Annotated in this window: 16 protein-coding genes; 10 read left to right on the plus strand and 6 right to left on the minus strand. The window is 63.5% G+C overall.

The genetic code is table 11. The annotated features are described in order from the left end of the window. Nucleotides 1-8: 8 nt before the first annotated feature. From EXZ48_RS08215 to EXZ48_RS08230, 4 genes are all read right to left on the minus strand, one after another. Nucleotides 9-791: an iron ABC transporter permease gene (locus tag EXZ48_RS08215; RefSeq protein ID WP_023516611.1), complete on the minus strand. Its 783-nt coding sequence runs from the start codon at nt 789-791 to the stop codon at nt 9-11. Then, complete coding sequence (locus EXZ48_RS08220; protein ID WP_023516612.1) at nt 788-1,678, minus strand: ABC transporter permease subunit; 891 nt, start codon at nt 1,676-1,678, stop codon at nt 788-790. The genes EXZ48_RS08215 and EXZ48_RS08220 overlap by 4 nt, the downstream gene beginning before the upstream one ends. Nucleotides 1,679-1,761: 83 nt before the next feature. Continuing rightward, on the minus strand, nt 1,762-2,868 hold the full coding sequence (locus EXZ48_RS08225) for an ABC transporter substrate-binding protein (protein ID WP_037409453.1): 1,107 nt from the start codon (nt 2,866-2,868) through the stop codon (nt 1,762-1,764). 100 nt (nt 2,869-2,968) lie between these two features. Continuing rightward, a complete protein-coding gene (locus tag EXZ48_RS08230) occupies nt 2,969-3,847 on the minus strand; it encodes a MurR/RpiR family transcriptional regulator (RefSeq protein ID WP_024271536.1) in 879 nt (292 codons plus the stop codon). Nucleotides 3,848-4,038: 191 nt separating this feature from the next. Here EXZ48_RS08230 and EXZ48_RS08235 point away from each other — a divergent pair, with 191 nt between their 5' ends. The 9 genes from EXZ48_RS08235 to EXZ48_RS08275 all read left to right on the plus strand — a co-directional run bounded on the left by EXZ48_RS08235 (nt 4,039) and on the right by EXZ48_RS08275 (nt 14,746). Continuing rightward, nucleotides 4,039-4,800 (plus strand): N-formylglutamate amidohydrolase, encoded by a 762-nt coding sequence (locus EXZ48_RS08235; RefSeq protein WP_130515284.1) that lies wholly within the window; start codon nt 4,039-4,041, stop codon nt 4,798-4,800. Nucleotides 4,801-4,932: 132 nt separating this feature from the next. After that, nucleotides 4,933-5,442 (plus strand): TRAP transporter small permease subunit, encoded by a 510-nt coding sequence (locus EXZ48_RS08240; RefSeq protein WP_024271538.1) that lies wholly within the window; start codon nt 4,933-4,935, stop codon nt 5,440-5,442. Then, nucleotides 5,439-6,761 carry a TRAP transporter large permease subunit gene (locus EXZ48_RS08245; RefSeq protein WP_130515286.1) on the plus strand — a complete coding sequence of 441 codons (1,323 nt, stop codon included), beginning with the start codon at nt 5,439-5,441 and terminating at the stop codon, nt 6,759-6,761. The genes EXZ48_RS08240 and EXZ48_RS08245 overlap by 4 nt, the downstream gene beginning before the upstream one ends. Nucleotides 6,762-6,890: 129 nt before the next feature. Next, nucleotides 6,891-7,946, plus strand: coding sequence for a TRAP transporter substrate-binding protein (locus tag EXZ48_RS08250; RefSeq protein WP_130515288.1), 1,056 nt, complete (start codon nt 6,891-6,893; stop codon nt 7,944-7,946). A 79-nt stretch (nt 7,947-8,025) separates the two neighbouring features. Further along, nucleotides 8,026-9,390, plus strand: coding sequence for a glutamine synthetase family protein (locus EXZ48_RS08255; protein ID WP_130515666.1), 1,365 nt, complete (start codon nt 8,026-8,028; stop codon nt 9,388-9,390). A gap of 115 nt (nt 9,391-9,505) precedes the next feature. Beyond that, nucleotides 9,506-10,885, plus strand: a complete 1,380-nt coding sequence (locus EXZ48_RS08260; RefSeq protein WP_130515290.1) for an aldehyde dehydrogenase family protein — start codon at nt 9,506-9,508, stop codon at nt 10,883-10,885. Continuing rightward, the gene (locus EXZ48_RS08265) at nt 10,885-12,030 is read left to right on the plus strand and encodes an iron-containing alcohol dehydrogenase (protein ID WP_023513458.1); all 1,146 of its coding nucleotides are present in this window, start codon (nt 10,885-10,887) and stop codon (nt 12,028-12,030) included. Before EXZ48_RS08260 ends, EXZ48_RS08265 begins: the two co-directional genes overlap by 1 nt. Nucleotides 12,031-12,249: 219 nt before the next feature. Continuing rightward, on the plus strand, nt 12,250-12,966 hold the full coding sequence (locus tag EXZ48_RS08270) for a ParA family protein (RefSeq protein ID WP_130515292.1): 717 nt from the start codon (nt 12,250-12,252) through the stop codon (nt 12,964-12,966). A gap of 256 nt (nt 12,967-13,222) precedes the next feature. Next, nucleotides 13,223-14,746 (plus strand): globin-coupled sensor protein, encoded by a 1,524-nt coding sequence (locus tag EXZ48_RS08275; RefSeq protein WP_023516166.1) that lies wholly within the window; start codon nt 13,223-13,225, stop codon nt 14,744-14,746. 159 nt (nt 14,747-14,905) lie between these two features. On the opposite strand, the gene EXZ48_RS08280 is transcribed toward EXZ48_RS08275, so the two are convergent. Both EXZ48_RS08280 and EXZ48_RS08285 read right to left on the minus strand, forming a co-directional pair. Then, entirely contained in the window at nt 14,906-16,099 is a 1,194-nt protein-coding gene (locus EXZ48_RS08280) for a glycoside hydrolase family 5 protein (RefSeq protein ID WP_130515293.1), read from the minus strand. Nucleotides 16,100-16,300: 201 nt separating this feature from the next. Beyond that, complete coding sequence (locus EXZ48_RS08285; protein WP_371687648.1) at nt 16,301-17,650, minus strand: L,D-transpeptidase; 1,350 nt, start codon at nt 17,648-17,650, stop codon at nt 16,301-16,303. 390 nt (nt 17,651-18,040) lie between these two features. Between EXZ48_RS08285 and EXZ48_RS08290 the strand changes: the two genes are divergently transcribed. Continuing rightward, on the plus strand, nt 18,041-18,895 hold the full coding sequence (locus tag EXZ48_RS08290) for a DUF4432 family protein (RefSeq protein WP_130515297.1): 855 nt from the start codon (nt 18,041-18,043) through the stop codon (nt 18,893-18,895). Nucleotides 18,896-18,945: the final 50 nt, after the last annotated feature.

Below are 18,945 nucleotides of genomic sequence, written 5' to 3' on the forward strand. Positions count from 1 at the left end.
GAAAATCCTTAAGTCGCGCTCTGCGCGCCCTTCTGGAAACGGGAAACAAGCTGGATCAGGCCGAGGCAGCCCCAGGTCAGCGCGAAGGACATCACCGCAAGCGCCGCCGGCTCGTAGGCGCGGTTGGCGCCGAGAAGCTGCATGTACGGGCCGAAAGCCGGGCGGTTGAGCAGGGCGGCCATGGTGAACTCGCCGATGACGATGGCGAAGGTCAGGAACGCGCCCGACAGCACGGCGACCAGAACGTTCGGCAGGATGATCTTGGCGAGGATCGTCGTCCAGCCGGCGCCGAGGCTCTGCGCGGCCTCCGTCAGCGTGGCGATGTCGATGGAGCGAAGGCCCGTATCGACGGAGCGATACATGTAGGGCAGCGCCAGCGTCGCATAGCCGAACATCAGGAGGATGTTCGTGCCGGTGATCGAACCCGTCAGCGGCAGCCAGCTCGAGGTGTTGTAGAGCCTGATATAGCCGAAGACGATGACGATGGCCGGGATGACCAGCGGCAAGAGCGTGATGAACTCGATATAGGGACGAAGGCCCGGCAGCTTCAGGCGCACCCAGTAGGCGGTCGGTACCACCAGCAGCACGCCGAAGACGATGGTCGCGAGCGCCATCAGGATCGAATAGGTGAAGGTTTCCTGGAAGCGCGGATCGCCGAGCACGACGGCATAGGCATCCAACGAATAGACGCCGCGGCGCATCTTCAGCGAGAAGTTGGTCATGCCGAGGAGCGGCAGGATGAAATAGAGCAGCCCGAAGATGAGGGCGCCCCAGGCCCAGAACTTCTTCATTTCAGCCACCTTTCACTGCGGGCGCGCAGCCAGATGTAGATCGTGTTGGCGATGCCCGTCACGACGATCATGCCGAAGGCAAGGGCATAACCGAGATGCGGATTGCCGAGCACGTCGCCGCGGATCTGCGCGAAAAGCAGGATCGGCACGATGGAGAGCGAGGAGCCCGTGAGCGCGATGGCGGTGGCCACGGCCCCGAAGGCGTTGGCGAAGAGCAGCGCCAGCGTGCCGAGGAAGGAGGGCAGCAGGATCGGGAAGGCGACCATGCGCCAGTACTGCGCGTTCGTCGCGCCGAGGATCTGCGCCGCCTCCCGCCACTCGCGCTTCAGACCGTCGAGCGCAGGCGTGATGATGAGGATCATCAGCGGGATCTGGAAGAAGAGATAGGTGACCGTGAGACCCCAGAAGGACAGGATGTTGAAGCCGAGGGCACGCAGGTCGATGCCGAGCTGGGTCTTCAGGAACACCGTCAGGAGACCGACGGGGCCGAGCGTCGCAAGGAAGGCGAAGGCGAGCGGCACGCCGGCGAAGTTGGAGGCGACGCCGGAAAAGGTCAGCAGCGGGCCGCGGATCCATTTCGGCAGGCCGCCGAGCACCGCGGCGGCCGCGACGGAAAAGCCGATCAGGCAGCCGAGCAGGGCGGAGGCGATGGAGATCTTGATCGAGATCCAGTAGGCCGAGAGGATGGATGTGGTGAACAGGCCCCGGATGTTGTCCAGGGTGAAGCTGCCGTCCGGCGTCTGAAAGGCGCCGATGACGATGCGCATCGTCGGCATGATCAGGAACAACAGGACGAAGATCGCGAACGGCACGGCGCCGAGCCAGTGCAGCGGGAGGCGGAAGGGCGCCCGCGCGGGCGGCGGTGCGGCTGAGCTGTCTGATGACATTAAGTTGGCCTCAAGGGGTTGCCGTCATTGGCATACCGCAATCGTCGCCCCGGCCTTGCAGTCGGGGCGACGGGGGATGTCGTTTACTGCACGTTCGCGCCGACGACGCTGTCCCAGGCGCCGGTCACGGCAGCCTTGTTGGCATCGACTTCCTCGAGCGTCGGGAAGTAGGCCTTTTCATAGGATTCTGCCGGCGGCAGGGCGTCGATCAGGTCCTGCGGAACCTTGCCGGCCTTGACCATGGCGTTGAAGCGTGCCGGATGGCAATAGCCCTTCAGCCAGCCGAGCTGACCTTCGTCGGAGTACAGGTGCTCCATCCACAGCTTGGCGGCGTTCGGGTGCGGCGCATAGGCCGAGATGCCCTGAACGTAGACGCCGGCGAGAACGCCCGTCGCGGGAACGACGACTTCGGTCGGCGGGTTGCCGTTGAGGGTCTTTGCCCAGCCGAGCGCGTTGTAGTCCCAGGCAATCACGATCGGGGTGGAACCCTGTGCCAGCGTGCCGGACTTGCCGATAACAGGGACGAAGTTGCCGGCCTTGTTCATTTCGGCGAAGTAGGCAAGGCCTGCCTCACCGGCTTCCTTGCCGGACTTTGCACCCTTGCCGAGACCGGCGGCGAGAACGCCGAGGATAGCCTGGTTGGACGCACGCGGGTCGCCGGCGAGCGCGACCTGACCGGCATATTCCGGCTTCAGGAGGTCGGCCCAGTCCTTCGGCGTGTTGGCGACGAGGTCCTTGTTCACGAGAAGGGACATCACGCCGTAATAGTCGCCGTACCAGTAGCCTTCGGCGTCCTTGATGGTGTCCGGGATTTCGTCCCAGGTGGAGACCTTGTAGGGCTGCAGCAGGCCTTCGGCCTTGGCGGACGGACCGAAGGCGAGACCGACGTCGATCACGTCGGGCGACTGCGGGCCCTTGTTGTCCTTGTTGGCCTTGATGGCTTCGATTTCGTCAGCCGAACCGGCATCCGGGTTCAGTTCGTTGACCTGGATTTCCGGATACTTTGCCTTGAAGGAGGCGATGACGTCACCATAACCGCACCAGTCGTGCGGCAGCGCGATCGTCGTCAGCATGCCTTCCTTCTTCGCCGCTTCGATGAGCTCGGCGCTCGGCTCGGCGAAGGCGAGCGAGGGAATGGCAATTGCCAGCGCGGTGGAGAGCGAAAGCAGACGTTTCGTATGTGACATCACGGGTGTTCTCCTTTTGTGAGTCAGTCAACTTCGGCGAAGCTGATACTGGCGGCAGATGAAGCTTATGTGACAGTTTTATTTCGTTTTTTTCTGATGTCTATCAGGTCTTGCCGGGAACCTCCGACCGGGGTTTGCGAAAAAGCCGGCTGGCCTCGAAGAGACCCTCCAGCGTTTTCATTCGGCCGCTGGTTTCCTCCCAGCCCGAACTCTGGACGGCTTCGATCAGCGCCTCCACGATGAACAGCGTCACGACGGACGAGTCCCAGGCGGAAGGCACCTCGATATGCACGCGAAAGACCTTCGCCGCGACCTTGGCGACGGGCGAAGCCCACTGGTCGGTGAAGAGAACGATTTCCACGCCGCGCTCGCGGGCGGCGCGGCCGAGCGTCTCCATCTCCTGCTCGTAGCGGCGGATATCGAAGATGACGAGCACGTCGCCGGCCTTCATGTTCAGCACATAATGCGGCCAGGAACTGGGATTGGCGGCGATCTGCGTGACGTTCGGGCGGATGACCTGGAGATGGGTGAAGAGGTAGTCGGCGAGCGCCTTCGTGATGCGCCCGCCGATGATGTAGATGCTGCGCTGGCGATCGGCGAGAAGGGCGGCGGCACTGTCGAATTCGGCGGTTTCCACCTGTGAGAGCGTCTGGCGCAGGTTGGTCATGATCGCGTCGGCGAAGCGGTTGAGGATGTGCGTGCCCGGTGCCTTGGTCGCCCAGCGGTCGTGTTTGCTGATCGGGTTCGACAGGGTGGCTTCCAGCTCGTGGTGGAGGCGTGCCTGGAAATCCGGGAAGCCCCGGAAACCGAGCTTCTGCACCATGCGGGCGACGGTCGGCGTCGACACGCCGGCGTTTTCCGCCACCGTGGTGATGCTGCCGAGGCCGGAGACGGGATAGTTGTCGAGCAGCGACGTGGCCAGCTGCTTTTCGGCGCGGGTCAACGCGTCGAAATGGGCACTGATCACATCCGACACCGTCATGGATGCTTGGTTGAGCGTCAAATTGTTCCCCTGCGCTTCGGTCTTTGCCGAAGTTTCGGAAATAAAGCGCGCTGTCACAATTCGAGTCAAATGTTTTTTTGAAGAGATTTTTTCAATACCCCGTTGACAGCGGCCAAACTGTGAAGAATTCTCTTCATTAACGATAAGAGCCGGTCGAGGGGATCAGGCTAATGGGAATTCTGACTGGAGAAGAGGGCGACCCCGTCGCCCTGGAGAATAGTATTGCCCGCGGCCCGGTCATCCTGGTCTGCGAGCATGCTTCCCGCCTGCTTCCGAAGGCGCTCGGCACGCTCGGCCTGCCCGAGGAGGCGCTTGAAAGCCATATCGCCTGGGATCCCGGTGCGCTTGCCGTGTCGCGCCTCATTGCCGAACGTCTCGATGCGGCCCTGGTTTTCCAGCGGTTCTCCCGCCTCGTCTACGATTGCAACCGCCCGCCGGAATCGCCGGCCGCCATGCCCGAAAAGAGCGAGGTTTTCGCGGTTCCCGGCAATGCCGGCCTCGATCAGGCGGCTCGCGATGCCCGAACGCAAGCGCTCTACCTGCCATTCCGGGAAAAGCTCGCCGGTCTGGTGAAGAGCCGGATCGGGGAGGGCAGGGCGCCCGTCATCGTGACCATGCACAGTTTCACGCCGGTCTATTTCGGCAAGCCGCGTGCGGTCGAGATCGGCATCCTGCACGACGCCGACACGCGCCTTGCCGATGCGATGCTCAACGCGGCCGGCAGCGCCGGCCCCTACGACATCCGCCGCAACGAGCCCTATGGGCCGGAAGACGGCGTGACGCATACGCTCAAGGAGCACGGCCTTTCCAACGGCCTTGCCAACGTGATGATCGAGGTCCGCAACGACCTCATAAAAGACGAAGCCGGCCAACGGGTCGTGGCCGACTATCTGGCGGGACTGCTCGAAAAGAGCCTTCCCGTGATCCAATAAAAAGACCCGGGGAACGACATCCGTGGAGACGGAGAAGAACACGAACAGGAGAGGCCAAGCGGATGCTTGTGTTGCTACAAAAGGGGTATGGCCCGGTTGAGAAAACCGCCGCCGTCGGCGGAGGCAGGGGCCATGCCTGATTTCATCAAGCGCTATGTTCGCTTCGTCGACACGTTCAACCGGCGTGTCGGCCTTTTTGCGATGTATCTGATTTTCGCGATGTTCGCGATCCTGTTGTATTCCTCTGTCTCGAAGGCATTCCACCTGCCGGCGAGCTGGACGCTGGAATCGGCGCAATTCACCATGGCCGCCTACTATATGCTCGGTGGCGCCTTTGCCATGCAGACCGGCGACCATGTGCGCATGGACCTTTTCTACAGCAATTGGTCCGTCCGCAAACGTGCGGTCTTCGATACGGTCACGGCGGTCGCCCTGATCATCTTCCTCGGCTTCATGCTCTACGGTGGCATCACCAGCACGACCTATGCCATCCAGTTCAAGGAAAAGAGTTTTTCGGCCTGGGCACCCTATATGGCGCCGATCAAGATCATCATGACCTTCGGCATCGTGATGATGCTCGCACAGGCCAGCTCTTCGCTCTTCAAGGATATCGCTGAATTGCGGGGAAGGCCGATCGCATGAGCTATGAATTCATCGCAATCACGATGTTCGCCGGCATGATGGTGCTGCTGCTCACCGGGCAGCGGGTCTTCGCCGTCATCGGCTTCGTCGGCGTCGTCGCAGCCTTCCTGCTGTGGGGCACGGGCGGCTCGGAAATGGGCTTCGCCTCGGCCATGAAGCTCGTCAAATGGTATCCGATGCTGACGGTGCCGATGTTCGTCTTCATGGGCTACATGCTCTCGGAATCGGGTATCGCCGAGGACCTCTACAAGGCGTTCCACGTCTGGATGGGATCGATCAACGGCGGCCTGGCGCTCGGTACGATCGGCCTCATGGTCATCATCTCCGCCATGAACGGCCTTTCGGTCGCCGGCATGGCGATCGGCGCCACGATCGCGTTGCCGGAGCTGCTGCGCCGCGGCTACGACAAGGTGATGACGACGGGTGTGGTGCAGGGCGGCTCGACGCTCGGCATCCTGATCCCGCCGAGCATCGTGCTCGTGCTCTACGGCATGATCGCCCGCGTTCCGGTCGGTCAGCTCTGGCTCGCCGGCGTGTTGCCGGGTCTCCTGATGGCGTTGCTGATGGCGATCTACGTCTATGTGCGATGCCGCATCAACCCGTCGCTCGGCCCGGCCTTGCCGGCGGAAGAGCGCGACGTGCCGATGGCCGAGAAACTGAAGCTCCTGACCGCGGGCATCCTGCCGCTCGGCATCTTCACGCTGATGATGTGGCTGTTCCTGAGCGGCATCGCCAGCCTCGTGGAAGCCTCGGCGGTCGGCGCGATCTCCTCGGCGCTCGTTGCCTGGCAGCGCGGCCGTCTCAGTGTCAAATTGTGGAACGACGTTCTGCAGAAGACGCTCGGCATCACCTGCATGTTCATGTGGATCCTTATCGCCTCGCTCTGCTTCGGCGCCGTTTTCGACGGTCTCGGCGCGGTCAAGTCGATCGAGCGCTTCTTCCTGGGTGACCTCGGCCTCGAGCCCTGGCAGGTGCTGGTGCTGATGCAGCTGTCCTTCCTCGTCATGGGCATGTTCCTCGACGACACGGCGATGCTCGTCATCGTGGCGCCGCTCTATATCCCGCTGGTGCAGAAGCTCGGCTTCGACCTCGTCTGGTACGGCGTGCTCTACACGATCACCTGCCAGATCGCCTACATCACCCCGCCCTTCGGCTACAACCTGTTCATGATGCGCGCCATGGCGCCGCCCGGCATCGGCATGACCGACATCTACAAGTCGATTTGGCCCTTCGTCGGCATCATGGTGGCGAGCCTGATCATCATCGGCTGCTTCCCGGAAATCGCGACGTGGCTGCCGAACAACTACTACGCCAAGTGAGGACTTTGCCGGCGGCAAGGCCGCCGGCACCAACGCGCAATGAGGCCGATAGAAGAAAAGACGATTGATCGTCCGGGATGAACGGCCGTTCCCGGCAAAAGCGAGACGTTTAACCAGAGGGATAGAGATATGACCAACAGACGGCAATTTCTGACACGGGCTGGGGCAGTCACGATCGGTGCGGCCGGCGCAGCGACGCTTTCGGCACCCGCCATCGCGCGGGCACAGACCGCCATCAAGTGGCGCTTCCAGACCTATGCCGGCGCCGCGCTCGGCGAGCACGTCACCAAGCCGATCATCGACGCCATCAATGCCACCGCCAAGGGTGAGCTGGAGATCGAGCTTTACTTCGCCGACCAGATCGTGCCGACGGGCGAACTGTTCCGCGCGCTCCAGGCCGGCACGATCGACGCCGTGCATTCGGACGACGATTCCATGGCGTCCCCCGCTGATGTCGCCACCTTCGGCGGCTATTTCCCGCTTGCCACCAAGCAGATCCTCGACGTGCCCGTGCTCTTCAAGCAGTACGGCCTCGCCGACATCTGGCGCTCGTCCTACGAGAAGGTTGGCGGCGTCGTCTGGCTCTCCTCCTCGGGGCAGGATCCGTGCCACTTCAACACCAAGAAGGCGATCAACACGCTGGCCGACCTTCAGGGCCTGCGCCTCTACACCTTCCCGACGGCCGGTCGTTTCCTCAGCCAGTTCGGCGTCGTGCCGGTGACGATTCCCTACGAAGACGCGCAGGTCGCCGTGCAGACCGGTGAGCTCGACGGCATGGCCTGGTCGGGTATCACCGAGGACTACACGGTCGGCTGGGCCGACGTGACGGATCACTTCCTGACCAACAACATCTCCGGTGCCTGGATCGGCTCGTTCTTCGTCAACGAGAAGAAGTGGGCGGAACTGCCCGATCACCTGAAAAAGCTGGTCATGACGGCGATCGAGGCCGGCAACAACTACCGCGACCAGTGGTACTGGGGCGGCGAGGCGAAGCTGCGCGCCGAGGGCACGAAGCTGAAGCTCACCAGCATTCCCACAGCCGAGTGGAAGGCCGTGGAAGATGCGGCAAAGGTGTTCTGGAAGGAGATCGCCGGCCAGAGCGAAACGGCCGCCAAGGTCGTCAAGATCTTCGAGGACTACAACGCCGTCATCAACAAGGCCGGACCGCCCTACGTCAACGGCTGATTAACCAAACCCTTCGGACCGGGCCGGCAAGGCCCGGTCCGGCACGACGCCCCAACCCGCAGGACCACCCCCGATGACCATGACCTATAGTTTTGATGACCTGAAGAAGGATGTGGCCGAGGGCCGCATCGATACCGTTCTGGCGTGTCTCGTCGACATGCAGGGGCGCCTGATGGGCAAACGTTTCCACGCACAGTATTTCGTCGATGGCGCCTATGAGGAGACGCATAGCTGCAACTACCTGCTGGCGACCGACATGGAAATGGAGACCGTGCCCGGTTACCGCTCGACGAGCTGGGCCGCCGGCTACGGCGACTACACGATGAAGCCGGACCTTGCGACGCTGCGCAAATTGCCCTGGCTGGAAGGTACGGCGCTGGTTCTCTGCGACGTGCTGGACCACCACACCCATGCCGAGGTTCCGCATTCGCCGCGCGCCGTCCTGAAAAAGCAGGTCAAGCGGCTCGAGGCGCTGGGGTTGAAGCCCTTCATGGCGAGCGAGCTTGAATTCTACCTGTTCGACCAGACCTTCGACGATGCGCGCGAAAGCGGCTACCGCGACCTGCGCACGGCCTCCGGCTACAACGAGGATTACCACATCTTCCAGACCACCAAGGAAGAGGACGTCATGCGGGCGCTGCGCAACGGCTTGCAGGGCGCCGGCATTCCGGTGGAAAACTCCAAGGGCGAGGCTTCGCCCGGCCAGGAGGAGATCAATGTGCGATACGCCGAAGCCGTGACCATGGCCGACCGGCATTCGATCATCAAGAACGCCACCAAGGAAATCGCCTGGCAGCGCGGCAAGGCCGTCACATTCCTCGCCAAGTGGAACTACAACATGGCCGGCTCCTCCTCGCATATCCACCAGTCGCTGTGGAGCCTTGACGGCAAGGAAGCGAAGTTCTTCGACAGGGACGGCAAATACGGCATGTCGGAGATGATGCGCATGTATGTGGCGGGTCTGCTCGCCCATGCCAGCGAGATCACCTATTTCCTCGCGCCCTACATCAATTCCTACAAGCGCTTCGTTGCCGGCACCTTCGCACCGACCAAGGCGATCTGGAGCAAGGACAACCGCACGGCCGGCTACCGCCTGTGCGGCGAGGGCACCAAGGGCATCCGCATCGAGTGCCGCGTCGGTGGTTCCGACCTCAACCCCTATCTCGCCATGGCGGCGCTGCTCGCCGCCGGCATTGCCGGCATCGAGCAGAAGCTGGAACTGGAAGCGCCCTTCGAAGGCGACGCCTATGGTGGCAAGGACATCCGCGAGATCCCGAAGACGCTGCGCGGGGCGACCGCCGCACTGAAGGACTCCGACATGCTGCGCGAGGCCTTCGGCGACGACGTCGTCGACCACTATGTCCGTGCGGCCGAATGGGAGCAGGAAGAATACGACCGTCGCATCACCGACTGGGAGGTGGCGCGCGGCTTCGAGAGAGCGTAAGGCTCAGCACACCGGCGGCGGCTGCGGCGGAAAGTAGCCCTTCGGGGATATTTTCCGGCCGGCAGGATCGGATATTGTCCCACGCCAGAGTTTAAACTGAAACAGGAAGTCGATCATGACTGTGATCAAATGCATATCCCCCGTGGACGGCTCGGTCTATGCCGAGCGCGAGGCGATGCCGCTGGCCGCCGCGCAGGAGGCCGTCGCCCGTGCGAAGAAGGCCCAGAAGGCCTGGGCGAAGCGCCCGCTGGAAGACCGTATCCAGCTCGTCCTCAAGGGCGTCGCGCGCGTCAACGAGATGGCCGACGAGATCGTGCCGGAAATCGCCTGGCAGATGGGCCGCCCGGTCCGCTACGGCGGCGAGTTCAAGGGTTTCAACGAGCGTTCCAACTATGTCGCCGAGATCGCCGGTTCGTCGCTGGCGCCGATCGTCATCGAGAACAGTGAGCGTTTCGAGCGCCGCATCGAGCGCGAGCCGCATGGCGTCGTCTTCGTCATCGCGCCGTGGAACTATCCCTACATGACCGCGATCAACACGATCGCCCCGGCGCTGATGGCCGGCAACGTCGTCATCATCAAGCATGCCGCGCAGACGCTGCTCGTCGGCGAACGGCTGGTGCGCGCCTTCAACGAGGCGGGCGTGCCGGAGGATGTCTTCCAGAACGTCTTCCTCGACCATGACACGACCTCGGCGCTCATCGCCGGCAACAGTTTTGATTTCGTCAACTTCACCGGTTCGGTCGAAGGCGGCCGCTCCATCGAGCGCGCGGCGGCCGGCACCTTCACGCCGGTCGGCCTCGAACTCGGCGGCAAGGACCCGGGTTACGTCATGGAAGACGCCGACCTTGATGCCGCCGTCGATACGCTGATGGACGGCGCGACCTACAATTCCGGCCAGTGCTGCTGCGGCATCGAGCGCGTCTATGTGAACGAGAAGCTCTACGACGCCTTCGTCGAAAAGTCGGTCGCCTGGGTCTCCAACTACAAGCTCGGCAACCCGCTCGATCCGGAAACCACCCTCGGCCCGATGGCGCACAAGCGTTTCGCCGCGACCGTGCGTTCGCAGATCGCCGACGCCGTCTCCAAGGGCGCCAGGGCGCTGGTCGATCCCAAACTCTTCCCGGCCGATGACGGCGGCGCCTATGTCGCTCCGCAGGTCCTGGTCGATGTCGATCATTCGATGGAGTTCATGACGGAAGAAACCTTCGGCCCGGCCGTCGGCATCATGAAGGTGAAGAACGACGCGGAAGCGCTCGCGCTGATGAACGACTGCAAATACGGCCTTACCGTCTCGCTCTGGACGAAGGATTCCGACCGTGCTGCCAAGATCGCCCGCGACCTTGAGACCGGCACCGTGTTCCAGAACCGCGCCGACTATCTCGACCCGGCTTTGTGCTGGACGGGCGTCAAGGAAACGGGCCGCGGCGGTTCGCTCTCCGTCATCGGCTTCCATAATCTCACCCGCCCGAAATCCTACCATTTCAGGAAAGCATAATGACCATCACCGCCAACTGGAGCTACCCGACCGCGATCAAGTTCGGGGCCGGCCGCATCAAGGAACTCGCCGACCACTGCAAGGCGGTCGGCATGAAGAAGCCGCTGCTCGTCACCGATCGTGGTCTTTCGACCATGGCGATCACGAAAGAGGCCCTCGACATTCTTGAGGCCGCTGGTCTTGGCCGGGCGATGTTCGCCGAGGTCGATCCGAACCCGACCGACAAGAACCTCGAAGCCGGTGTCAAGGCGTTCCGCGACGGCGGGCATGACGGCGTCGTCGCCTTTGGCGGTGGCTCCGGCCTCGACCTTGGCAAGGCTGTCGCCTTCATGTCGGGCCAGACGCGCCCGGTCTGGGATTTCGAGGATATCGGCGACTGGTGGACCCGCGCCAATTCCGACGGCATCGCGCCCATCGTCGCCGTGCCGACGACGGCCGGCACCGGTTCGGAGGTCGGCCGCGCCTCGGTCATCACCAATTCCGAAACGCACACCAAGAAGGTGATCTTCCATCCGAAGTTCCTGCCTTCGGTGACGATCTGCGATCCGGAGCTGACGGTCGGCATGCCGAAGGTCATCACGTCGGGCACCGGCATGGATGCCTTCGCCCATTGCCTCGAAGCCTATTGCTCGCCGTTCTACCACCCGATGAGCCAGGGCATCGCGCTCGAGGGCATGCGCCTCGTCAAGGAATTCCTGCCGCGCGCCTACAAGGACGGCACGGATATCGAGGCGCGCGCCAACATGATGTCGGCGGCCGCCATGGGCGCCGTCGCCTTCCAGAAGGGGCTCGGCGCGATCCACTCGCTGTCGCATCCGGTCGGCGCCATCTACAACACGCATCACGGCATGACCAATGCCGTCGTGATGCCGCCGGTGCTGACCTTCAACCGCCCGGCGATCGAGGCGAAGATCGCCAGCGCCGCCGCTTACCTCGGTATTGCCGGCGGTTTCGACGGCTTCTTCGACTACGTGTTGCGCCTGCGCGAGGAACTCGGCGTGCCGGACAAGCTCTCCGCGCTTGGTGTTGGCACCGACAGGATCGACGAAATGGCCGCCATGGCGATCGTCGATCCGACGGCTGGCGGCAATCCGGTGGAGCTGACGCTGGACGCGGCCAAGCGCCTCTTCGTCGAGTGCATCTGAATTCTTGCCGTTAACAAATGATAGAGGCCCGGAAAACCAGCGTTTTCCGGGCCTTTTTCTTGAGGAAACGCAAAGTTGGTGGCGTTCTCGTTAATCTTCGCCATCCGGTTGTTTCCAATTCGTTAACCATGTTTTGAAAGGTTTGATTGAGCGGGCGCCATTTTCATCGGGCCGCCTGACGAGAGCGATGCGAAGCTCGCAGCATTCATGAGGAAAGACATGCCAGTCATCACATTTGCCAATGCCAAGGGTGGCGCGGGCAAGACCACAGCGGCCCTGATCCTTGCCACCGAGCTTGCAAGCCGGGGGCACCGCATCACCATCCTCGATGCCGACCCGCAGCGCTGGATCAGCCACTGGCACGAGGTTTCCGGTCGCCAGCGCAACATCGCCGTCATCTCGGAGGTTTCGATGGGCTCCCTCCAGGGCCATATCCGCGAGAACCGGGATACGACCGACTATTTCATCATCGACCTTGCCGGTGCACGGGATGCGCTGGTCGCCACCGCCATCGGTCTCTCCGACCATGTGATGATCCCCGTGCAGGGCTGTGCGATGGATGCGCGCGGCGCGGCGCATATCCTCGAGCTCCTGAAACAGCTCGACGAGAAGGCGGGCATCCGCATCAACCACTCCGTCGTGCTCACCCGCATGAATGCGCTGGTGACGACGCGGGCGATGACCACCATCAAGGCGCTGCTCGCCGCTCGCGGCGTTGCCGTGCTCGATACGCCGATCGGTGAACGTACCGCCTTCCGCGACATCTTCGACTGTGGTGGCACGCTCTATACGATGGATGCGGCCAAGGTGAGCAACCTCGACAAGGCCTGCGAGAATGCGCGCCTCTTTGCCGACGAGGTTCTGCGGCTCCTGCCGGTGCGCAAGCGTGTCGCCACCGAACGCGGCTTCTTCCGCAGCCTTCAGCAGGCGGCCTGACCGCTTCAAATTGACGAATGCCAAGAACGGCTGCGACGAACGGCGCAGCCGTTTTTCGTGCCGCAACGCAAAGCTGGTAATGAACAATTTACTACGCTTAACCTAATGATATCGCGTTAGAAAGCCACCCCATCGGCCTTGCGCCGCCACGGGGACCCATGAAGGGTTACGGGCAAGATGCGGTGTCGCCCGGCACCGCTGCCCCGATTGTTTGTCGCTTTCCCCGTTTTCTCGAGTTGCCAGGATACCCCTCGGAATGAAGCCAGCCCCGCAGACCGCCAGCCAGAACCATGATATCGCGCGCCGTCTGGACTACCTCGGCCTCGACGAGGCAGCCCTGAAGCGTCTGCGTACGCTGAAGCCCTTCATCGAGAAGGAGCTCGGCCCGGCGCTGGACAAGTTCTACGCGATCGTGCGCAAGAGCCCGGAGGTGAACCACCTCTTCTCCAACGAAGCGCATATCAACCGGGCGAAGAATGCCCAGCTCGGTCATTGGGCGAACATCGCAACCGGCGATTTCACGGGCGACTATGCCACCAAGGTCCAGACGATCGGTCATGTGCATGCGCGCATCGGCCTGGAGCCGCGCTGGTATATCGGTGGCTATGCGCTGATCGTCGAGCATCTTCTGACGGAAGCCGTCAAATCTCTCTGGCCGAAGCAGGGCCTGTTTGCGCGCCAGGAGATCGGGCCGGAAGAGTTCGCGGCGCGTTTCTCCAGCCTGCTCAAGGCGATGTTCCTCGATATGGACCTCTCCATCTCCGTCTACAACGACATGACGGATCTCGCCAAGCAGCAGGCGGTGCAGGCCCAGGTCGTCGCCGAGGAGCGCAAGATCGTCAGCGACAGTTTCGGTGCTGCGTTGAAGCGCATCTCCGACGGCGATCTCACCGCGCGCATCACCGGCCCGCTGCCGCAAGCCTACGAGGCGCTGCGCGATGACTTCAACCACGCCATTTCCACGCTCTCGCAGGCGATCGGCAGTATTGGCGCAGGCGCCGGCTCCATTCATCTCAGCGCTCGTGAGATCGCGGTTGCGTCCGACGACCTTGCCAAGCGCACCGAACGGCAGGCCGCGAATCTGGAGGAAACGGCCGCCGCCGTCGAGCAGGTGACCACCACCGTGCGCCAGACGGCCCAGAGCGCCAATGAGGCGAACGCCCTCGTGATCGCGGCGCGTGACAATGCGCAGCACGGCGGCGAGATCGTGGAGCATGCGATCGTTGCCATGGGAGAGATACAGGCGTCCTCCTCGGCCATCGCCAACATCATCGAGGTGATCGACGAGATCGCCTTCCAGACCAACCTGCTTGCGCTCAATGCCGGTATCGAGGCGGCGCGGGCGGGCGAGGCGGGGCGCGGCTTTGCCGTCGTTGCCTCCGAGGTGCGGGCGCTTGCCCAGCGCTGTGCCGATGCGGCGAAGGACATCCAGAACCTCATCGCCAAGTCGCATAGCCAGGTCGAGGACGGCGTGCGTTCGGTCGGCGAAGTCGCCCAGTCGCTGCGACAGATCGTCACCCAGGTCGTCGAGGTCAGTGCCGTGTTCAATGCGATCCGTGCCAGCACGGCGGAACAGGCGACGGGCCTGCTGGCGGTCAATCAGGCGATCAACGCCATGGACCAGATCACCCAGCAGAACGCCGCCATGGTCGAGGAGGCGAATGCCGCCAGCCAGGCCTTGACGCAGGAAGCCGCCTCCATCGCCGCCCAGCTCAGCGCCTTCCGCACCAGCGGCGAGGCCCGCCCGGCGCAGGGCTCCGGCTACAGCCGCGCGGCTTGAGGCAGTCTTTCGGTCCATCGGGTCGGAGCGGCACGGAAGGCTGCTCCGCCCTATTTCCAGGGTATTTCCGCTGAACGCGCGTTCATCGGAAATGCCTTGTCTCCTTGTTTTTCCGGCATTGTCCGACGCCGAAGCGATCCCGCTTCGGCTGGAAATGCTCTATTTCTGCATGCGCGCCTTCAGAAGCTCCATAAGCTTGCCGTCGCGCGGCAATGTGCCGGCCTTGCCCTGTTCCTTCAGCCAGTAGAACCGGCCGGGCTTCACCTTGGCGGACAGTTCATAGTCCATGCCCTCCCACTCGTCCTCGCGGAAGGAATAGAAGGCCCAGTGGCCGCCTCGCGCGTCCACGGCGTCCATGACGTCGGTCAGATAGGTGCCGCAGTCGGTCCACAGGCGCATGCAGCCGAATTCGGCGGCAACCACACGGCTCGGCGGCACGCCGGCGGCCTTTGCCCAGTCGAAGGCCGTGCCGATATGATCGCCGATGGCTTTCCGATCCCAGGCCGTCTTGCCGCCGGCATAGCCCGTCGTGGTACCGGGATAGGAAAGCGGCGTTTTGCGCTTCATGTTCGGCGCGCTCGTGGCGTCATAGGGCTCGTACATATGGAAGGCATAGAGCACCCGCTCATCGGCAAGACGCTCCGGCCAGGCGGCGAGGGCACGCGGATTGGCGTAGTAGCCGCCATCGACCATCACGGGCGTTACCGGATCGACGGTGCGGATTGCCGCGATCATGCGCGCGTAGAGGTTTGGCAGGTCGCGGGTGCTGCCGGTGTTCTTCTCCTGCCAGGCGGAGATCTCCGCCATTGCGGCGTTTTCCGCAAGCCCGGTCGTCTTTTCCGGGGCCGGTTCGTTGAGCAGGTTGTAGGCGGCGACGGCCGGATGGTCCTTGAGCGCCGCTGCGAGGTCGAGCCAGAACGCGACCGCCTGGCCGGCATAGGCCGGGTCGGACCATAGCCGGTCGTCGAACTTTCCGCCGTTCTGCTGCTTCCAGCGTGCGCCGGGCAGGCTGAGCGGAGTGATCACGACCTTGAGACCGGCGGCCCCGGCGGCGTCGAGCGTCTCGCGCAGCCTGGCGAGGTCGCCGGGCGGCAGGCCCTTGTAGCGGTCTGCGTCGCCGATCAGGAAGTCCCTGCCTTCGCCCTGCCATTTGCTGAAGGTGAGCCTTACCCAGCTGGCGCCGGTTGCTGCGAGTGCGTCGAAATAGGCCCGGTCCGGTACCGCGGCGTTGAAACTGTTGCCGCCCTTTTGCGGGCTGTCCCAGAAGCCGATGAGGTCGGCAGCGCCGGCGGCGGGCGGCAAGAGGCCGGCAAGCGTGAGGCAGAGAAGGGCGGGGCGGAGTTTTTCAAGCATGGGAGACCGGATTTTCGAATGCGACTTGCAGCAAGGGCGTGCGGGAGGATGGTTGCCCGCTCGCTTGCCAGAAGGACGTATCGACGCCAAAGGCGGCATTTTCCGGCCCACCGCGTGACGGAACGGCGCCATGCAACGGTTTTTCCGCGCAAATGAAAAAGCCGGCCTGAGGGCCGGCTTTTGCGGGGCATCGTGTCATCGTCAGTCGACGAACTCGACCGTCACGCCGGCGCTGGTCATCTTGGCGAGTTCCGTCGCGTCCCAGTTGGTCAGACGGATGCAGCCGTGGCTCTGCGTCTTGCCGATCTTCGAAGGCTCCGGCGTACCGTGGATACCGTAGGTCGGCTTCGACAGCGCGATCCAGACCGTGCCGACCGGGCCGTTCGGACCGGGCTGCAGGGTCAGCACCTTGTTGTTGCTGCCCTGCTGGAAGTTGATCTTCGGATTGTAGGTGTAACCGGGATTGAGCGCGATGCGCTCCACGGTCACGGTGCCCGACGGCGAGGGCGTGTCGGCTGAGCCGATGCTGGCCGGATAGGCGGCGATCAGCGTGCCGTTCGCGTCATAGGCGAGCACCTGCTTGCGGCCCTTGTCGGCGAGGATCTTGGCGACCTTGCCGGTCTTCTTCTCGCCGGTATCGACGACCTTGATGATCGTGCCGGGAATGGTGAAGTCGACCCCCGGGTTGATCTCCTTCAGATAGGCCTCGTCCATGTGGAATTTTTCGGCCAGCATTTCCGTGGTCGAAGTGAAGGAGAGGTGCGGCAGCGCCGCCTTCTGGGCATAGTCGTCCGGGATGGCGGCGACATAGGGGCCGGCCGCATCGGCAGCACTGATTTCGTAGGTGGTAAAGGCGAGGCCGCCCGACAGGCGCAGCCGTTCCAGGATGTCGTCGGCATTGTTCGGATCGAGCGTCTCGCCCGTCGCATTCTGCCAGGCCTCGATCGCCTTGGTGACGTTCGAGCCCTTCCTGCCGTCGATCACGCCGGGCGAAAAGCCCTCGCGGTCGAGGAAGACCTGGAGCGCGGTGATCTCGGCGGAGGACATCTTGCCGATCGCGATCGCCGGCTGGAACTTCGGGCCGGGCACGAATTCCGCATTGGGGTCGGTGCTGTTTTCCGGCAGTGCCGCGCTGTCGCCGGAAAAATCGGGCAGGGGCTGCGAGCCACCGAAATCGGCGTCCGGCAGCGGCTGGCGCTCGATGTCGCCCGGCAGGCCCTCGCGCATTTCCGGCACGGAGCTGGTGGTCAGCTCGTCGCCGTAGTCGGCTTCCGGCGCCGGGGGGAAATAGTCGGGGTTCGTTTCGGGGTAGCCGCGCGCCTCGCGGCGCGGGCGATAGTCGTCGCCGCGCGCGAAATAGCGGTCGGCTTGCATGGCGGTTGCGACGACGTTGCCCCAGCCGTCGACATAGACGGTGCGACCGCGGTTGTCGCGCATCACGCGCACGCTGCCATCGTCGGGAACATAGTCGAGAATATCGCCTTCCGGCGAGACCAGAACCGTGTCGCGCGAGGAGAAACGCTGCTGCGCGTGCGCCGGCAAGACGGCGATTCCGAGGACGGATGCCGCGGCAAGGAGCGAAAGGCTTGTTTTAAAAATAGAATTCACGACTCTTGACCTGCCTGCTTGCACATATCGCGCGGACGGAACACTTCAATTCAGACCTTAATATGAAAAAACTGAATCGATGGTGAACGTAAGGTCAACGCGCATTGCAAAAACTTGTGACCGGGCGTGATGGTTCCCGTGACGCGATGCGAGGCAAGGGGGCCGGCCGTGCCCCGGCGGCCATCTCGCTACGCAGCCTTTTGGTTTTCCGCCGAATCGGGAAGACACGCTATCCTTTTGTTTTACCGCCGTTCCGGCCGTAAAACCGCGTCGCACTTTCGCTGGAATTGCTCTAGCATGCCGCCGATTGATTGCCCCTTGCCGGAGACCCGGATGACCTTTTCCCTTACCGCCCAGACACAAGACCAGTCCTTTCGTCTCGATCTGACGCCGCAATCGGTGCTCGACGTCGCCGGCGCCGTTTTTCACGGCGTCGATCTTGCGCCGGGGGCAACGGTGCCTTCGGACGGCGATCCGCGCATCGACAAGGCGCTGCCGGGCTTCCTGTTCACCTGCGGGCCGGATCACATCCGCCACCCGGTGCCGGTCGAGGGGGCTGCTGACGGGCGGCTCTATCCGCTGCACGGGTCGTTTTCATCCTCGCCGGCGCGGGACGTGCTGGTCGAGGAAGACGAGGGGGAGGTTATCTGCGAGGGGCGCGTCGCCGTTTCGCTTGCCCATGGCGGCAAGGCCGATCTCGCCCGCCGCTGGCGCGCCGACCGGAGCACCGGCCACATCACGCTCGACGACCGTATCACCAATACGGGCGGCACCTCCTGGCCGCCCTTCGGCATGTATCACATCAATTTCGGCACCGGCCTCTTCGATGCGGACACGCGGCTGACGGGGGCGATGCTGCCCGGCGGCAGCCTGCCGTGGCGCTTCGGCGAGGGCGACCGCGAGATCTTCTGCGTGCCGGCGGCCGAAACGGCGGCGCATGGCTGGGCCGAGATCGCCATCGGCCCGATTGCGGCGCTTGGCGGTCGCAGCGTCCATATCCGTTTCCGCACGGATACCCTGCCGCATCTGCAGGTCTGGCGAAACCTGTCGCCAGGCTCGGCGGTGCTCGGCATCGAGCCCGTCTCGCACCGTCTCGTGCCGCGCGCCGAGTTGATCACCACCGGCGAGGCGGCGAATTTCGCGCCCGGCGAAAGCGTGAGCTACGGCCTCGCCTTCGAGGTCCGCTAGGATGCCTGCGCATTTTTCGGGCGGAGGGGGATGTTCCTTCGTTGCCGGAG

The sequence above is a fragment of the Shinella sp. JR1-6 genome, assembly GCF_004284735.1.
GTDB lineage: Bacteria > Pseudomonadota > Alphaproteobacteria > Rhizobiales > Rhizobiaceae > Shinella.